Raw genomic sequence first — 16512 nt, 5'->3', positions numbered from 1 at the left:
TGTATTATGCCTACTTTATCTCCAGAGATATTACCGAGTGATATTAAATATAAAACTCAACATAGAGTTGTGGCTTTATGGTTGTCAATTATCCCAGGATTAGGACAGCTATATAATAGACAGTTTGCTAAGTCAGCCATTTTTTTTATTTTTTTGTTGAGCTTTTATGGCGTATTTTATGACTTTCTAAAAGAGGGCTACTGGGGGCTGTTTACTTTAGGGGAATCATTACCTGAAGATAATTCTGTTTTCTTACTTGCAGAAGGTATTATTTCTCTTATTGTATCTGTTTTTGGGATTGGCGTTTATAGTTTATCCTTTTACGATGCTTATTCGAATGGCAAGCTTCGAGATCAAGGGAAAGAGTTAAATTCAATTCGTCGACAGTATCGTACGATTATTGAATCTGGGTTTCCTTACTTGATGGTAACTCCTGCATTCATTCTGTTGGTTTTTGTTGTTATTTTCCCTATTGTTTTTGGTTTCGCTATCGGTTTTACTAACTATAATTTGTATAATTCACCACCCGCAAAATTAGTGGATTGGGTTGGCCTCAGAAATTTTATTAATATTTTCAAAATTAACTTATGGCGTAATACTTTTTTTGATGTATTACAGTGGACGGTAGTTTGGACTTTAGTTGCTACAACACTACAATGTACAGTTGGTGTATTATTGGCGATATTGGTAAATCAAAAAGATCTAAAATTTAAACCTCTAATTCGAACCATTTTTATTTTACCTTGGGCGGTTCCCGGTTTCGTTACTATTCTTATTTTTACCGGAATGTTTAATGAAACATTTGGTGTGATTAATAATGTTATTTTAAACTTTTTTGGTATTGACCCTAAACCTTGGTTAACCGATCCATTCTGGACTAAAACGGCACTAATACTGATTCAAACATGGTTAGGGTTTCCATTTGTCTTTGCTATGACAACCGGTGTATTGCAGGCAATTCCTAATGATCTGTATGAAGCGGCAACCATTGATGGGGCGAGTAAGTTTCAGCAAATGAAGACCATTACGATACCACTTGTTCTTTTTTCTATTGCTCCGATATTGATCACACAATATACCTTTAATTTTAATAACTTTAATATTATTTACCTCTTTAATAATGGCGGGCCAGCCGTGATAGGTAGTAATGCTGGCGGAACAGATATATTAGTTTCTTGGATTTATAAGCTAACGATGTCATCGTCACAATACTCTATTGCCGCAGCCATTACACTATTGCTGTCTATTTTTGTTGTTGGCATTGCATTATGGCAATTCCGTATGACAAATTCATTTAAAGACACGAATTAAAGGACTTGAAAATGAGTATTAAAAGAAGCAATGCCATAAGGTTGACGCTTAGTTATATACTAATTGCTATTGTTAGTATTATTATTATTTATCCATTGTTATGGACCGTTGGAGCTTCATTTTATCCAGGAAATAGTATTATGGGAGAGTCGATTTTTCCTGACAACCCCACATGGAGTCATTATTTAACACTATTTGAAAATAATAAGGTTTCCTATTTAACTTGGTATTGGAATAGTTTGAAAATTAGTGTGATGACCATGGTATTAACACTGATCAGTGTTTGCTGTACCGGATATGCCTTTTCTCGTTTTCGTTTTAAGGGACGTAATAATAGTTTGATACTGTTTCTATTACTCCAAATGGTACCTCAGTTTTCGGCCTTGATTGCTATTTTTGTTTTAGCTCAAATGTTAGGGTTAATTAATAGCCATATCGCTCTTGTTTTAGTGTACGTAGGGGGAATGATCCCCATGAATACCTATCTGATGAAAGGGTATTTAGATGCGATTCCAAAAGATCTTGATGAATCAGCACGTATGGATGGTGCAGGTAACTTCCGTATTTTTATTGAGATTATACTGCCTATATCCAAACCCATTATTGCGGTTGTTGCTCTATTTTCTTTTACCGGCCCACTTGGTGACTTCATCCTTGCAACCACAATTTTACGTACGCCAGAAAATTACACGCTCCCCATTGGCTTATACAACTTAGTGGTTGAAAAAATGGGGGCAAGTTATACCACATATGCTGCTGGTGCAGTGCTTATTTCTATTCCAGTTGCAATGCTTTATTTGTCATTACAAAAGTATTTTGTTTCTGGTTTAACCGCGGGTAGTACAAAAGGATAAAGTGATGAATGTAACCTACAAAAAAACATTAGCTGCCGTTCTGAGCAGTGCTCTATTATTGGCTGGATGCAAGTCTGGTGAAATGTTTTCAGACAGTAATAGTACACAATCAGTCATTATTCCTGCTCAAGTTTCTGAATATTTTATTAAAGGAATGGATGTTTCTATGATTCCTGAAGTCGAAGCTTTAGGCGGAAAATATTATCAAGATAATCAGCAAAAAGACCCAATCACTATTATGCAAGCGCACGGTATTAACTATTTGAGAATGCGTATTTGGGTTGATCCACAAAGTGCATCTGGTGTGGAATATGGCGGCGGAAATTCTACCTTAGAACGTGCCATTGCAATGGGGAAACGAGCCCATGAGCATGGAATGAAATATTTATTAGATATTCATTATAGTGATTTTTGGACTGATCCTGGTAAACAGGTGAAACCAAAAGGGTGGGAAACGCTCAGTTTTGAAGAGTTGGTTGCCCAAGTCGGCCACTACACGGAAGAGGTGATGCAAGCCCACCGAGATGCAGGGGTGATGCCTGAAATGGTCCAAGTCGGCAATGAGCTTAACAGTGGAATGCTTTGGCCCGATGGGAAAAGTTGGGGAGGCGATGGACACGAATTTGATCGCCTCGCTGAACTTTTAAACGCTGGTATCCAAGCGGTTAAAGCGGCCTATCAAGAGAATGAAAATGTTGAGATCATGCTGCACCTAGCGAAGGCGGGAGATAATGGAGCGTTCCGTTGGTGGTTTGATGAGATAACAAAACGTAATGTTGAATTCGACATTATTGGCATGTCTTATTACCCATTTTGGCATGGTCCAATGGATAAGGTAGAAGAGAACATTGCCGATGTGATTTCTCGGTATGGTAAACCCGTTGTGATTGCTGAAACCTCTTACGCTTATACTACGGCCAATGGTGATAGCTTAGAGAATGCTTATACCGGTGCTGAACCTGCTGAAGGGTATCCGGTGAGTGTTGCTGGCCAAGCGCTGTTTTTGAAAGAGATGATGGAGCTGGTTAATGCCGCACCAGAGGGGAAAGGCCTTGGTATTTTCTATTGGGAACCCGCTTGGTTACCTGTCGATAATGCAACGTGGGCCACTCAAGCTGGTATGGAATACACCAATGACTTTTGGCAAGAAGGAAATTCTTGGGATAACCAAGCCTTGTTTGATTTTGAAGGAAACGTCCTCCCCTCAATGAACGTTTTTAAAAATGAATAAAGCATGACGCTAGGAGTTGTTGTTATGGAAAAATGTTTACCTATTCTGCCTAAAGTCAATCATCTACTGCATGGCGCGGATTATAACCCTGAGCAATGGTTGGATCGCCCTGATATCTTAGAAAAAGATATTGAGTTGATGAAGCAGACTCACTGTAATGTCATGTCAGTAGGGATTTTTAGTTGGGCTACATTAGAGCCAGAAGAAGGTGTTTTTGATTTTACTTGGCTAGATGAGGTCCTCGATCGTTTAGCAAACCATAATATTCATGTATTGCTAGCAACACCAAGTGGGGCTCGCCCCGCTTGGCTTTCGCAGAAGTATCCGAGTGTTCTTCGTGTCAATGCTGCGCGGGTGAAACAATTACATGGAGGGCGCCATAACCACTGTTATACCTCTCCAGAATACCGGGAAAAAGTTCGTATCATGAATACGAAATTAGCCGAGCGTTATTCTACACACCCTGCGGTTATTGGTTGGCATATTTCAAACGAATATGGTGGAGACTGTCATTGCCATCATTGTCAGGCGGCTTTTCGTTCTTGGCTTAAAAAGCGCTACATCAGTTTAGATGAACTGAATAAAAAATGGTGGAGTAAGTTTTGGAGTCACACGTATCAAAACTGGGATCAGCTCGAATCACCGTCACCGATTGGTGAAAATGCCGTACATGGGCAAAATTTGGACTGGAAACGTTTTGTTACCGAGCAAGTGACGGATTTCTGCTTACAAGAAATTAAGCCACTCAAAGCAGTGAACCCAAATTTACCTGTTACTGCAAACTTGATGGAGTACTTTTACGATTACGATTATTGGAAATTGAGTAAAGTCATTGATATTGCATCATGGGACAGTTATCCCTTATGGCATAAAGGGGAAGATGATTTAGCATTGGCTTGCTATACCGCGATGTACCACGATTTGATGAGAACCCTTAAGCAGCAACCTTTCTTATTAATGGAATCGACACCAAGCCAAACTAACTGGCAGCCCATTACTAAGCTAAAAAAACCGGGGATGCATTTACTTTCCTCGATTCAGGCCGTGGCACATGGTTCGGATTCGGTACAATATTTTCAGTGGCGTAAAAGTCGAGGATCATCCGAAAAATTCCATGGTGCCGTGGTTGATCATGTTGGACATGTCGAGACGCGTGTTGGGAAAGAGGTGGCTCAAGTGGGAGAGTGGCTAGAAAAGATCTCTGCTTTAGCTGGAAGCCGAACCGAAGCTGATGTGGCGATTCTCTTTGATTGGGAAAGTCGCTGGGCCATGGATGATGCGCAGGGCCCTCGTAATCAAGGCCTTGATTATGAGCAGACGGTTAATGAACATTACCGAGGTTTTTGGGAGCAGGGAATTAACTGCGATATCATCGAACAGCTTTGTGATTTCTCACCTTATAAAGTCATTGTCGCGCCAATGCTTTATTTGATTAAGCCTGGTGTTGCTGAACGTATAGAAACGTTTGTTCAACAAGGTGGCGTCTTTGTTGCGACTTATTGGAGTGGCATTGTTGATGAGCACGATCTCTGCTTCTTAGGCGGATTTCCTGGGGGAGAACATAGCCCGCTACGGCGAACGTTTGGTATTTGGGCTGAAGAGATTGATTCGTTATACGACGAAGAGCGTATTACTGTCATTTCTGATGAGTCTAACCAATTGGGTCTGCAAGGTAACTATCAAGCCCGTCATCTGTGTGAACGAATTCATTTGGAAACCGCACACTCTTTAGCCACTTACGGTAGTGACTTTTTTGCGGCTACGCCAGCGGTGACCAAACATGAGCATGGTCTGGGAACGGCTTATTATATAGCGTCAAGAAATGATCAACGTTTTCACCGAGATTTTTATCGAGGGATCGTTAAACAACATCAAGTAACATCCTGTCTTAATGTGGCACTACCGCAAGGTGTTTCCGTAACTTTGCGCTACAAAGAAGAAGAGGTTTATGTCTTCATCATGAATTTCAATGCTTATTCTGTTGATGTGGATTTAACAGGTGAGTCATTGATAAATATGGTTTCAGGGAAGAAGGTTGAGAGTGTTTTATCATTAGATGCGTACGGTGTTAGCGTGCTATATCGCTAACTTTGCTAACCTGAATGGTTCCAAGCCGACTCTTCTCAGAGTCGGCTTTTCTATTTCTTAAGAGAAATAGCATGGAATGTTGAACTGTGATCTATTTATCAAAAAGACAATGTTTTTATTTGTTTGTGGTAACGTTTACATAACTGTGACCTATTTATAATTTCTTGTTTATTTTTTTCGCTATAGTGTTTTCGAAACATAAGGACGCGTCTTTATTAGGCGACGATAATAAAAACTGAAACTCGAAGGACACATTGATGAAGATGAACTTAAAACCTCTAGTTCCTGCCATTCTTGTTGCTTTATCTGCTCTACCTGTCCATGCAGTGGACTTTTCTGGTTATGTTCGCTCTGGTCTCGGCATTTCTAGCAATGGAGGTGGCGTAGAAGGGGGAGATGAACTGGCTAAATCTAAATTAGGCCGCTTAGGTAATGAATTTGATACCTATTCGGAAATTGGTTTAGGGCAAGAGCTCTATCAAGAAGATGGGAAAAGCTTTTATTTTGAAAGCATGTTTGAAATGTCTTCTACTGGAAATTTAGAAACAGAAAAAACAACGGATGATAGTGCGAACTTTGCTATCAAACAGCTCAATCTCCAGGCCAAAGGCTTTATCCCTGCTGCACCAGAAGCAACGATTTGGGCGGGGAAACGTTTTTATCAACGCCACGATCTCCACATTATTGATACTAAATATTGGAATATATCCGGTTATGGTTTTGGTGTTGAAGGCGTCAATATTGGTTCTGGTGCATTATCGACCGCCATTATTCGTGGCGATCAAGACGGATTAAACATTAACTATTTAGATGTTCGCTTTGCAGGTTTCACCCCATGGGAAGGGGCTTGGACGGAAATTGGTATTGACTATGCGTTACCAAACCCAACTGACTCTCAAAAAGAGGGGGGAAGTGATTTTGATAACGGTCTTATGTTGACGGCAGAACTAAGTCAAAGTTTTTCTCGTGGTTATAACAAAATCGTCTTGCAATATGCAGACAGTGGGCTTGCTCAGAATATGGTGTCACAAGGTGGCGGTTGGTTTGATGTTTGGAGTGGTAACGTAAACAGTGCTAAAGGTTACCGTATTATCAATACGGGAGACTTCAAGGTCAGTGAAAATATCTCGTTTAACCATGTGCTGACTTATGGTTATGCAGAAGATCATGGTGACTGGGTTAAAGATGAAGATCTCTTCTCTGCCGTTATTCGCCCTCAGTATACATGGTCTAAGCATAATAAAACGGTTTTCGAGTTAGGTTACTACACCCAGACGAAAACTTGGACATCAGGTACGGAAGAAAAATCGGGTGGGCAAAAATTAACGATTTCTCAAGTATTGAGTGCTGGCGAATATCTGTTTACTCGTCCTGAAATACGACTCTATGCCAGTTATCTAAAAGACAATGAAAATAAGTCATTTAATGACGGGCGTGATGACGACGACATTAAAATTGGCGTGCAGATCGAAGCGTGGTGGTAAATCACCTTGTGGGGCAGCATTGTGTGCTGCCCTTATTTATTCAGGATGGATGAATACGATGCAAATTATACCAAATACCCTTGCTAGCTTAAGTTTGCTGCTTTTTGCTCACTCTTCTTTTGCTTTTACAAAAGGCGCAGATATCAGCTGGTTGACTCAAATGGAAAACAGTGGCTATCAGTTTTATAACGATTGGGGATATAGGCAGGATGTGTTGTCTATTTTACGCGATCATGGAATGACAGCTGTACGTTTACGGGTGTGGGTTAACCCAGCTGACGGTTATTATAACTCATTGGACGATGTTATCGTTAAAGCGCAGTGGGCAAAGGCGGCGGGTATGGATGTCATGATTGACTTTCACTATAGCGATACTTGGGCCGACCCGGGAAATCAATGGAAACCGAATGAGTGGAAGAATCTCAACTTTAACGAATTAATGGGGCAAGTGTGGTCTTATACTCGGGACTCTTTAACCGAGTTAAAAAATGCAGGGATCACGCCTAAGTGGATACAAATAGGTAATGAAACCAATAATGGCATGCTATGGAATGATGGTTTGGCATCCAACAACATGAGAAATTTTGCGTGGTTATTTAACAGTGGACGAAATGCCGCCAAAGAGGTATTTCCTCAAGCTAAAATTATTGTTCATTTAGCCAATTGCCATGATAACGCCAACTTTCGTTGGATTTTTGATGGTTTGAAAGCCAATGGTTCTGAATGGGATGTTATCGGTGCTTCTTCTTACCCAAGAAGTGCAACGGGCCTGACTTGGCAGCAAGCCACCAATCTATGTCGGAATAATTTGAATGATATGGTGAGTCGATATGGATCCGAAGTGATGGTGACGGAGGTAGGAGTTCCTTGGGATGATCCAGAAGCCAAGGCGATTCTCTCTGACGTCATTAGTAAAGTTCGTAGTGTTAATCAAGGGAAAGGGATAGGCGTATTTTATTGGGAACCTCAAGCTTATAGTTGGCAAGGGTATACATGGGGAGCATGGGATCCAAATACTCAAAGACCAACCGAGGCATTAGATGCCTTCTTAGAATAATATCCTTCAGCCTGATTGCTATAAATAGCTCAGGCTTTTTCCTGTCAATGAGCTTGAATTATTATCAAAAGAGTGAACATTAAGTATCACCAATAGGTCATATATGAAGTGGTTAACCTTTAAAGTAAAAATATTAATATTAATGATTGCGACAATTGTGGCAACCATCGCGGTCTCTTTTATTAGTGTAAAAAGTGTCATTAATGATTATATTTATCAATCATCGATGAATAATATGACGAAGACGGTATCATTGATTGAAGAGAATATTAGTGATTATATCCAAAGTAAATTAAATTTAGTTGAAAGCGTTGAATTTGGCATCATGCATATTAAATCTACCAAAGATAAGCTTGGATTTGAACGGGTAGTAAAAGTGATGAATAAAATGGCGCTGAGTGATGAAGGCAGTATGGATGATGCTGAAACTCAGGAATATATTCAGTTAGCTCGCTCCCACACTGATGGTATTCATGTGAGTGAAGTGAGTCTGAAAGATGGAAAGTTGAGCTTAACGTTATCTCGTAAGAACAAGAATATCGTCGATTTTTTTGTATTGGATCTGAACGTTCTTGAAAACGTTATAGAAAAATTTGATACCGATGGAACCTATTTTCAACTTATTGCTGATAATGGCGTATCCATTTATACCAATAAACCCCAAGTATCTTCTTTACAAGAATTGCAAAGTCAAATAACAATAGGAAATCGGCATTGGAAATTGATTAGTTATATTGACCAAGGGTTTATTGCTTTGCAGACGACGCGGATTAATACCCAAATAAATATTTATTTAATTAGCTGTGCGATAATTATGTTATTATTAAGTAGTATCGTATTACAGTTATTATTGCGTCCGGTAGAAAGGTTAAGACATTTAGTCCAAGGGTTAACGGCTGGCGAAGCAGATTTAACACAACGTTTAACTGTAAATAGCGGTGATGAATTTGGTCAGATTTCTCAGGCAATCAACCAATTTATGGCTCAGATACAAGATATTTTTTCACAAATAAAACGGACCAATCTAGAGATAGAACCTTTGATTGTGCAACTGAATGGCCAAGCGAAGAATAATATGATGTCGGCAGAACAGCATAGCGCCGAAACACAAGATATTGTTAAAGCGATGAACAGTGTTACACAGCTCTCAAGTGAGGCTCAACAAAGTACCATTCAAGCGGCAGAATTTGTTGAATGTGTAAAAGAGCAGATGAATGAATCTGCGCAAGCTGGGCGTCGAGCGTCAGGTAGTATGGATACCCTTGCTCAAGATGTGAAAGCCATGTCATGTGAAGTTCAGCAAATCACGCGAGATTCACAAGCCATTAGTAATATTCTTCAAACCATTAAGCAAATAGCGGATCAAACCAATTTACTGGCTTTAAATGCTGCGATTGAAGCGGCTCGAGCTGGGGAAAGTGGGCGAGGTTTTGCGGTTGTGGCTGAAGAGGTCAGAACATTGGCCGCTCGAACCGGATCTTGTACCAAGGAAATTGATGATCTATTCCGCCAATTCACGCTGACAACAGAAACGATACAGAAAAAAATGGCCACTACTCAAGAAAATTGTCATGTCTCTGAAGCCAGCTCGGCTACGGTGGTTGCTCAGCTTGATGACATGTCTTTAGCGATAAATCGTATTTTACAACAAAACTTAACCGTAGCCGACATCGTCACGCAACAGACACAAGTCATGAATTCGGTCAACGAAAATATGGCTGAGCTGAATTTGATCGTCTCTAGTATGAGTCAAAATGAAAAAATAGCCTATCAAGCCAGTGCTGAGTTAACTCAAATGTCTGCGGCATTGAGCCAGTACATTCAGTGTTTCAGAACATAATCTATCGGCGGTAGTTTTATCGGTAATCACTAAGTGTGCCCGTTGCCCTTGGTTATTACCGAAGCCAAAACGTGGCAAATCCGAGCCAACTGGCCACCAGCAGTGCCCAAGGTAATAAAATTAGATAACGTGATGTTGTCGTAACGGAGTCGTCATCGGTAATGTGGGTGTTATCGTCTTCAAGGGCGGAAGGGGATTTGTCTTTCAATACTTTTTTACGTGCTTTATCTGCTTGTCGGTTCTTTTCCTTTTGCTGCTTTTTATAGAGCGCAATCCCTTTCTCTATTCCTTGCGCAATCAGTTTGGTCTGCTCTTTGGTTTGGCCTGGTTTTTGAGTGGCTTTGGCTATCGACATGGCTTCTTGTTGAGTTTGTGGTGAGGGTATGGCGGTTTTTTTCATGAGCGATCCTTTTGCTTTGTCGATAGGTTAGCATGCTGCAACGTTTTTACTCAAACGGCAAGGTATTCAATCATTCAGTGATCAAAAAGAGGATGAGGCACTTTGCGGTGTCTCTTTCTCGTGTTGGAGTAGGTTATTTCTGATGATTGCGTTAAAGTATTGGCAGTGATTTTATCAACCATCCAAGACAGTGCGCTATTCTTTCGAACATTATGATTCTCATGGTTACTTAAAAGCTTCCTTATGGCTTTGGCTTGGGTGGTTATTTTTAGCGCGTGCTTGGGTGGTTTTTGTCGTGGCTGGGGTGAGCCGAGAAAACGGCCCAACGATTCTTCGCTTTATTTACCCTGATACACAAATGCTCTACTTAGGATTAGTCGCTGGGATACCGAGCCTGTTTTTGATGTGGCTGATCCATTTACGACATATCAAGCGTTGGTATGTTTGGATTTGGGTTGGCTGGGGCCGAACGTTAACCTTGTTGACACTAGCCGTTCAATGGCTGCAAACGCTCTACCATGTTTATCTGCAACACGGCGCTTTTCAGTGGGCTAATGCGCTAACATTACTCATTTTATTATGGTTTTTCTTGTATCTTGCTCGTAGTCAGCGAGTGAAAGACTGCTTTGACTCTTTCTCCTCTTCTGCGCATTTGTCACAAGAGGCAGGCAGAGTGGCGAAGAAGCCATGATCGGTATCAAAACTATAGAATCTCTTTTTATTACACTGTGTAAAACAGCAAAGTGAGGACACATTATGTCAACGCCACAGTCGGCCATTTTACCGGATGCAGAGCCCTTTGCTCTGTACAGCATTTTGAAAATCAAGCATAACCATGCTCAGGTACTGGCTCAATTACAAACGCTTCCTGCCTTCGTTGAAGACATTAATAACACACAAGCGGGGGCTGAACTGACGCTATCGCTCGCTTTTACTAAGGCTTTTTGGCAGCGAGTGAATGCCCCGATGCCGGAAGAGTTGATCGATTTTCCTATTCTTGGTGAAGGGGAAATACAAGCGCCAAGTACAGACGTAGATGTGCTTATCCATTGCCATTCTAAACGGCATGATCTGCTGTTTTACGTGATGCGAAAATGCTTAAGCGAGATTGCAGAATCTGTGGATGTGGTGGACGAAACCTATGGTTTCCGTTATTTAGATGCGCGAGATATGACCGGTTTTATTGATGGGACCGAGAACCCCAAAGAGGAACAGCGCCGTGAAGTTGCGATTGTTCCTGAGGGTGAGTTTGCTGGTGGCAGTTATGTGATGGTGCAACGTTTTGTGCATAACTTACCTGCGTGGAATCGGTTGAACATGGCGGCGCAGGAAAAAGTGATCGGCCGTACTAAACCCGATTCCGTTGAACTCGATAAGGTTCCCGCCGCTTCTCATGTTGGTCGAGTGGATATTAAAGAAGAAGGCAAAGGGCTGAAAATTGTTCGTCATAGCTTGCCTTATGGCAGCGCCAGTGGTGAGCATGGCTTATTATTTATTGCTTACTGCCAAACACTGCATAATTTTAAGGTGATGCTAGAAAGCATGTATGGTGTTACCGATGGTAAAACGGATCAGTTGCTGCGTTTTACCCGTGCGGTGACAGGGGCGTATTTCTTTGCGCCATCACAAGAGATGCTAGCGGCATTAACGATTCAGTAGGTTCCGTATTTTCCCTTCTTTCTGCCGGGCTTTTGTCCGGCATTTTATTTCAAGTTTTTCCATGAGTGGTCGATAACGGAGTTACGTCAACGTAACCGTTAAGTGGGAGTGGTAATACCGAATGTCAATGACGGTGAATACCAATGTTTCTGCGTTAATGACACAGCGTCATCTCAATAACGCCACGGAAAGGCTAAACCAATCGCTAGAGCGACTATCTTCAGGTTCTCGAATCAATCGAGCCAAGGATGATGCAGCTGGGCTGCAAATCTCTAACCGTTTAGTGACACAAATGCGAGGGTTAGAGGTTGCCGTACGTAATGCCAATGATGGGGTTTCAATCATGCAGACCGCAGAAGGGGCCATGCAAGAAACCACGGCATTATTACAACGAATGAGAGACTTGTCTTTGCAATCGGCGAATGGGTCAAACAGCCTTGCAGAGCGTCGAGCGCTGCAAGAAGAGATGAACGCCTTAGATGATGAAATTAATCGAATAGCAGAAACCACCTCTTTTGCGGGAAGAAAGTTACTGAACGGCTCATTTGGGCAGTCATCTTTTCAAATTGGTGCCGCGGCCGGTGAGGCGGTTTCCCTGTCTCTAAAAAATATGCGTTCAGATACGCTGGATATGGGGGGCTTTAGTTATCTCTCTGCCCTATCGGCCAATGATCAATGGGCGGTAAGCCATGAACGTCGAGATTTGACGATCGACTATCTTGATGCCTTTGGAAATAACCAGCAAATAACCGTACAAGCCAAGGCGGGAGATAATATTGAACAGCTTGCCACTTATATCAATGGTCAAACAGAGCTTCTTTCTGCTTCGGTGAATGAGTACGGGCAGTTACAACTTTATATGCCCGGAAAAGAAACCGCTGGCACCCTATCATTGAGTGGGGGCTTGGCTGATGAGCTACAACTTGGGCTTGATGGTTATGATTCTGTGCATGATCTCGACATTACCTCGGTGGGCGGAGCTCAGAGAGCGGTGTCAGTGTTAGATACCGCACTACAGTATGTCGATAGCCATAGAGCCGAACTTGGTGCATGGCAAAATCGGTTTAGCCATGCGGTGAACAACCTTGATAACACGCATGAAAACTTAGCGGCCTCCAATAGCCGGATTAAAGATACCGATTACGCGAAGGAAACCACGCAAATGCTTAAACAGCAGATCCTTCAACAAGTGAGTACCTCTATTCTTGCTCAGGCGAAAAAACAACCCAACCTCGCGCTGAGTTTACTCAATTCATAGAAAATCGAAATCTATCGGCATCGGTTAGTAAAACTTGAATGAAAAAAGACGTTATTTCTTCTTTTTGTGAAGATATTGCCCATTTTTATCAGCCAACCGTTTTTTTTAAAAAAAACACATTTTTTCCCTAAAGCTTTTTTTCTGTACGCCGTTAAGAGAATAACTTTGAGAGAACTACTTGGTTTTCCGAGACGTCGGAAACCGGAAATATCGGAAAATCAATTGGAGAAATCACCATGGCAGTGAATGTAAATACCAACGTATCAGCAATGACCGCACAACGTTACCTAAACAGTGCAACCAGCGCACAACAAACATCAATGGAACGTTTGTCTTCTGGGTTTAAAATTAACAGCGCGAAAGATGATGCAGCCGGGCTGCAAATTTCTAACCGTTTGAATGTACAAAGCCGTGGTTTAGACGTTGCGGTACGTAACGCCAATGATGGTATCTCAATGGCACAAACCGCTGAAGGTGCGATGAATGAAACCACCAACATCCTACAACGGATGCGTGATCTCTCGCTACAATCTGCAAACGGCTCTAACTCTAAATCTGAGCGTGTTGCGATTCAAGAAGAAGTCGGCGCACTCAATAAAGAATTGAACCGTATTGCAGAAACCACATCATTTGCGGGTAACCGACTATTAAACGGTACGTTCCAAACTAAAGCGTTCCAAATCGGTTCACAAAGTGGTGAAGCGGTCATGCTGACCATGAAAGACATGCGCAGTGATAACGAAATGATGGGGGGTAAGAGCTACGTTGCCGCGACAACCACAGATAAAGACTGGGGGGTAACTGCGGGAAATAATGATCTTACCATCACGATTACCGACAAAAATGGCGATGTGCTGGATCCTATCGATATCGTAGCCAAAGAAGGCGATGATATTGAAGAATTAGCGACTTACATCAATGGTCAAACCGATGCTATTCGTGCGTCTGTTAACGAAGATGGACAGTTACAAATTTTTGCCAGTAATACCGATAATGTCGACAGTGTCGCATTTTCTGGGGCTTTAGCTACGGAATTAGACATGCAAGCCCCTTCTGAGGTAACGATTAATACTATTGATGTGACCACGGTGGGTGGGGCACAAGAAGCGGTAGCGATTGTTGATGCAGCGCTTAAGTATGTGGATAGCCATCGTGCTGAACTGGGTGCATTCCAAAATCGTTTTGGTCATGCTATCAATAACTTAGATAACATCAATGAAAACGTGAATGCCTCTAAGAGCCGCATTAAAGATACCGATTTTGCGAAAGAGACAACAGCATTGACGAAAGCGCAAATTCTCGGTCAAGCATCAAGCTCGGTGCTTGCTCAAGCGAAACAAGCGCCCAACGCCGCACTAAGCCTACTTGGCTAATCGAGTTAAACGAAAAAAATCCAGCTTCGGCTGGATTTTTTTATGCCTAAAATCGGGGGGTATGGGGAGGTGACTTCTCTTTAAAGAGCGAACTATTTGATTGGAGACTATTATTATTTATTGACGTTGATCACTTTTTTTTACTTCAGAGAAAAAAAGTAAAAAAATGACACATTTTTTTCTAAAGGATATCTAATCTAGGCCGTTAAAGGATACGAGAGAAATGAGGTGTACCGACGAGGGGTGAGAGACTCGGAGGAACACTAACAATCGCCTAAGGAGATCAATACTATGGCAATTAACGTTAACACCAACGTTTCGGCGATGACCGCACAGCGTCACCTCAATAATGGGGCGGCAGGTGTGCAGAAATCAATGGAACGCTTGTCATCCGGATACCGAATAAACAGTGCGCGAGACGATGCTGCCGGTTTACAAATATCCAACCGTTTAACTTCGCAAAGTCGTGGTCTGGATGTTGCTGTCCGCAATGCCAATGATGGTATCTCGATTGCACAAACGGCTGAAGGTGCGATGAATGAAAGTACCAACATTTTGCAACGTATGCGAGATTTGGCACTGCAATCATCAAATGGTTCTAACACCCGTTCTGAGCGTTTAGCGATTCAAGAAGAAGTGGGTGCGTTGAATGATGAACTCAACCGCATTGCTGAGAGTACCTCTTTTGGTGGTAACCGCTTATTGAATGGTACTTTTGGTAGTAAATCTTTCCAAATTGGGGCTGACTCCGGTGAAGCGGTCACATTAACGATGGGAAGCTTGCGCTCGGATACCACGGAGATGGGCGGAAAAGCTTATCGAGCGGAAACGGGACAAGCCGCTGATTGGCAAGTGACAACGGCAACCGAACTGACCTTGAATTATACTGATAAGCAAGGGGAAGTTCGTGATATCTCCATTAATGTAAAAGCGGGGGATGATCTTGAAGAAGTCGCTACCTACATCAATGGCCAAAATGATGACATTCAAGCTTCTGTTGGTGAAGACGGTAAGTTGCAACTTTTCGCTTCATCACAAAAAGTGATTGGCGATGTCACCATTGGTGGTGATTTGGGGACTGAAATTGGCTTTGGCGCTGGGCAAGATGTGACCGTTAAAGATATTGATGTCACAACGGTGGCAGGGTCACAAGAAGCCATTGCTTTGCTTGATGGCGCGCTAAAATCGGTGGATAGCCAACGTGCACAATTAGGGGCATTCCAAAACCGGTTTGGCCATGCAATTAGTAACTTAGAAAACATTAACGAAAATGTGAATGCTTCTCGTGGTCGTATCAAAGATACTGATTATGCGAAGGAAACCACAGCAATGACTAAGTCACAAATATTGCAACAAGCCAGTACCTCTGTCTTGGCTCAAGCAAAGCAGTCACCATCTGCAGCTCTTAGCCTGTTAGGTTAATTTCAGGTTTGAATGAGTAACATGGGTAATTTGATGTAAGTCGAGTTACCTATAAGGTGGAAGGGAGATTGTTATGGAAGTTCCATCCTACACATCGAACATCCAGCCTTACGGCTCGCAAAGTGGCATTAAATTTGCTTCAGAAAACGAGAGCGTAAAAAGTGTTTCGAATTCAAAAGATAGTCACCGTTCAGGGCCGTCTGAAAAAGTAACAGAACAAGTCTCTGAACAGCTCAAACGCAGTCAAAAACAAGCGTTAGAGATGACTATCAAACAGACCCATGAACGGGAACGTTTGAATGAAGAGCAACGAATAAAAATCCTTGAACGAATGGATGAATTTGTCAATTCGATCAACAAAGGATTATCGTTCAGAGTCGATGAAGAATTAGGACGGGATGTTGTGACAATATATGAAGCCGCAACTGGTGACATTATTCGTCAGATTCCTGAAGAAGAAATGCTTGAAGTTTTGCGACGTCTTTCTCGTGAGCAAGGCCCAAAATCTGGGTTGCTGGTGGTTAAGGCGTAATCG

At 42.0% G+C, this 16512-nt stretch carries 14 protein-coding genes; 13 read left to right on the top strand and 1 reads right to left on the bottom strand.

What is annotated here, in order from left to right; all coding sequences use genetic code 11:
- The first annotated feature begins 6 nt into the window (after positions 1-6).
- The 7 genes from B5D54_RS04850 to B5D54_RS04820 all read left to right on the top strand — a co-directional run bounded on the left by B5D54_RS04850 (position 7) and on the right by B5D54_RS04820 (position 9865).
- Positions 7-1311, top strand: coding sequence for a sugar ABC transporter permease (locus B5D54_RS04850; protein ID WP_078925364.1), 1305 nt, complete (start codon positions 7-9; stop codon positions 1309-1311).
- Between the two features lie 11 nt (positions 1312-1322).
- Positions 1323-2165 carry a sugar ABC transporter permease gene (locus B5D54_RS04845; RefSeq protein ID WP_078925363.1) on the top strand — a complete coding sequence of 281 codons (843 nt, stop codon included), beginning with the start codon at positions 1323-1325 and terminating at the stop codon, positions 2163-2165.
- Positions 2166-2169: 4 nt separating this feature from the next.
- Complete coding sequence (locus B5D54_RS04840; RefSeq protein ID WP_078925362.1) at positions 2170-3396, top strand: glycoside hydrolase family 53 protein; 1227 nt, start codon at positions 2170-2172, stop codon at positions 3394-3396.
- Positions 3397-3420: 24 nt separating this feature from the next.
- Positions 3421-5484 carry a beta-galactosidase gene (locus tag B5D54_RS04835; RefSeq protein ID WP_078925361.1) on the top strand — a complete coding sequence of 688 codons (2064 nt, stop codon included), beginning with the start codon at positions 3421-3423 and terminating at the stop codon, positions 5482-5484.
- A 257-nt stretch (positions 5485-5741) separates the two neighbouring features.
- On the top strand, positions 5742-6968 hold the full coding sequence (locus tag B5D54_RS04830) for a maltoporin (protein ID WP_115173969.1): 1227 nt from the start codon (positions 5742-5744) through the stop codon (positions 6966-6968).
- Between the two features lie 58 nt (positions 6969-7026).
- Positions 7027-8025: a glycoside hydrolase family 53 protein gene (locus tag B5D54_RS04825; RefSeq protein WP_078925360.1), complete on the top strand. Its 999-nt coding sequence runs from the start codon at positions 7027-7029 to the stop codon at positions 8023-8025.
- A gap of 103 nt (positions 8026-8128) precedes the next feature.
- Entirely contained in the window at positions 8129-9865 is a 1737-nt protein-coding gene (locus tag B5D54_RS04820; protein WP_078925359.1) for a methyl-accepting chemotaxis protein, read from the top strand.
- 55 nt (positions 9866-9920) lie between these two features.
- Here the strand turns inward: B5D54_RS04820 and B5D54_RS04815 are convergent, their stop codons facing one another.
- Positions 9921-10265, bottom strand: a complete 345-nt coding sequence (locus tag B5D54_RS04815) for a DUF2956 domain-containing protein (RefSeq protein WP_078925358.1) — start codon at positions 10263-10265, stop codon at positions 9921-9923.
- A 190-nt stretch (positions 10266-10455) separates the two neighbouring features.
- Here B5D54_RS04815 and B5D54_RS04810 point away from each other — a divergent pair, with 190 nt between their 5' ends.
- The 6 genes from B5D54_RS04810 to flaG all read left to right on the top strand — a co-directional run bounded on the left by B5D54_RS04810 (position 10456) and on the right by flaG (position 16509).
- Entirely contained in the window at positions 10456-10956 is a 501-nt protein-coding gene (locus B5D54_RS04810; protein WP_078925357.1) for a DUF2919 domain-containing protein, read from the top strand.
- A 65-nt stretch (positions 10957-11021) separates the two neighbouring features.
- Positions 11022-11924, top strand: coding sequence for a Dyp-type peroxidase (locus B5D54_RS04805; protein ID WP_078925356.1), 903 nt, complete (start codon positions 11022-11024; stop codon positions 11922-11924).
- Positions 11925-12045: 121 nt separating this feature from the next.
- Positions 12046-13182 (top strand): flagellin, encoded by a 1137-nt coding sequence (locus B5D54_RS04800; RefSeq protein WP_078925355.1) that lies wholly within the window; start codon positions 12046-12048, stop codon positions 13180-13182.
- A gap of 236 nt (positions 13183-13418) precedes the next feature.
- Positions 13419-14555, top strand: coding sequence for a flagellin (locus B5D54_RS04795; RefSeq protein WP_078925354.1), 1137 nt, complete (start codon positions 13419-13421; stop codon positions 14553-14555).
- Between the two features lie 291 nt (positions 14556-14846).
- Positions 14847-15977, top strand: a complete 1131-nt coding sequence (locus B5D54_RS04790; protein WP_078925353.1) for a flagellin — start codon at positions 14847-14849, stop codon at positions 15975-15977.
- 73 nt (positions 15978-16050) lie between these two features.
- A complete protein-coding gene (gene flaG / locus B5D54_RS04785; RefSeq protein WP_078925352.1) occupies positions 16051-16509 on the top strand; it encodes a flagellar protein FlaG in 459 nt (152 codons plus the stop codon).
- Positions 16510-16512 lie beyond the last annotated feature (3 nt).

Source organism: Vibrio cincinnatiensis DSM 19608 (genome assembly GCF_900167345.1).
In the GTDB taxonomy this organism is placed as follows: Bacteria; Pseudomonadota; Gammaproteobacteria; order Enterobacterales; family Vibrionaceae; genus Vibrio; species Vibrio cincinnatiensis.
This window is presented reverse-complemented; position numbering and strand designations above follow the sequence as displayed.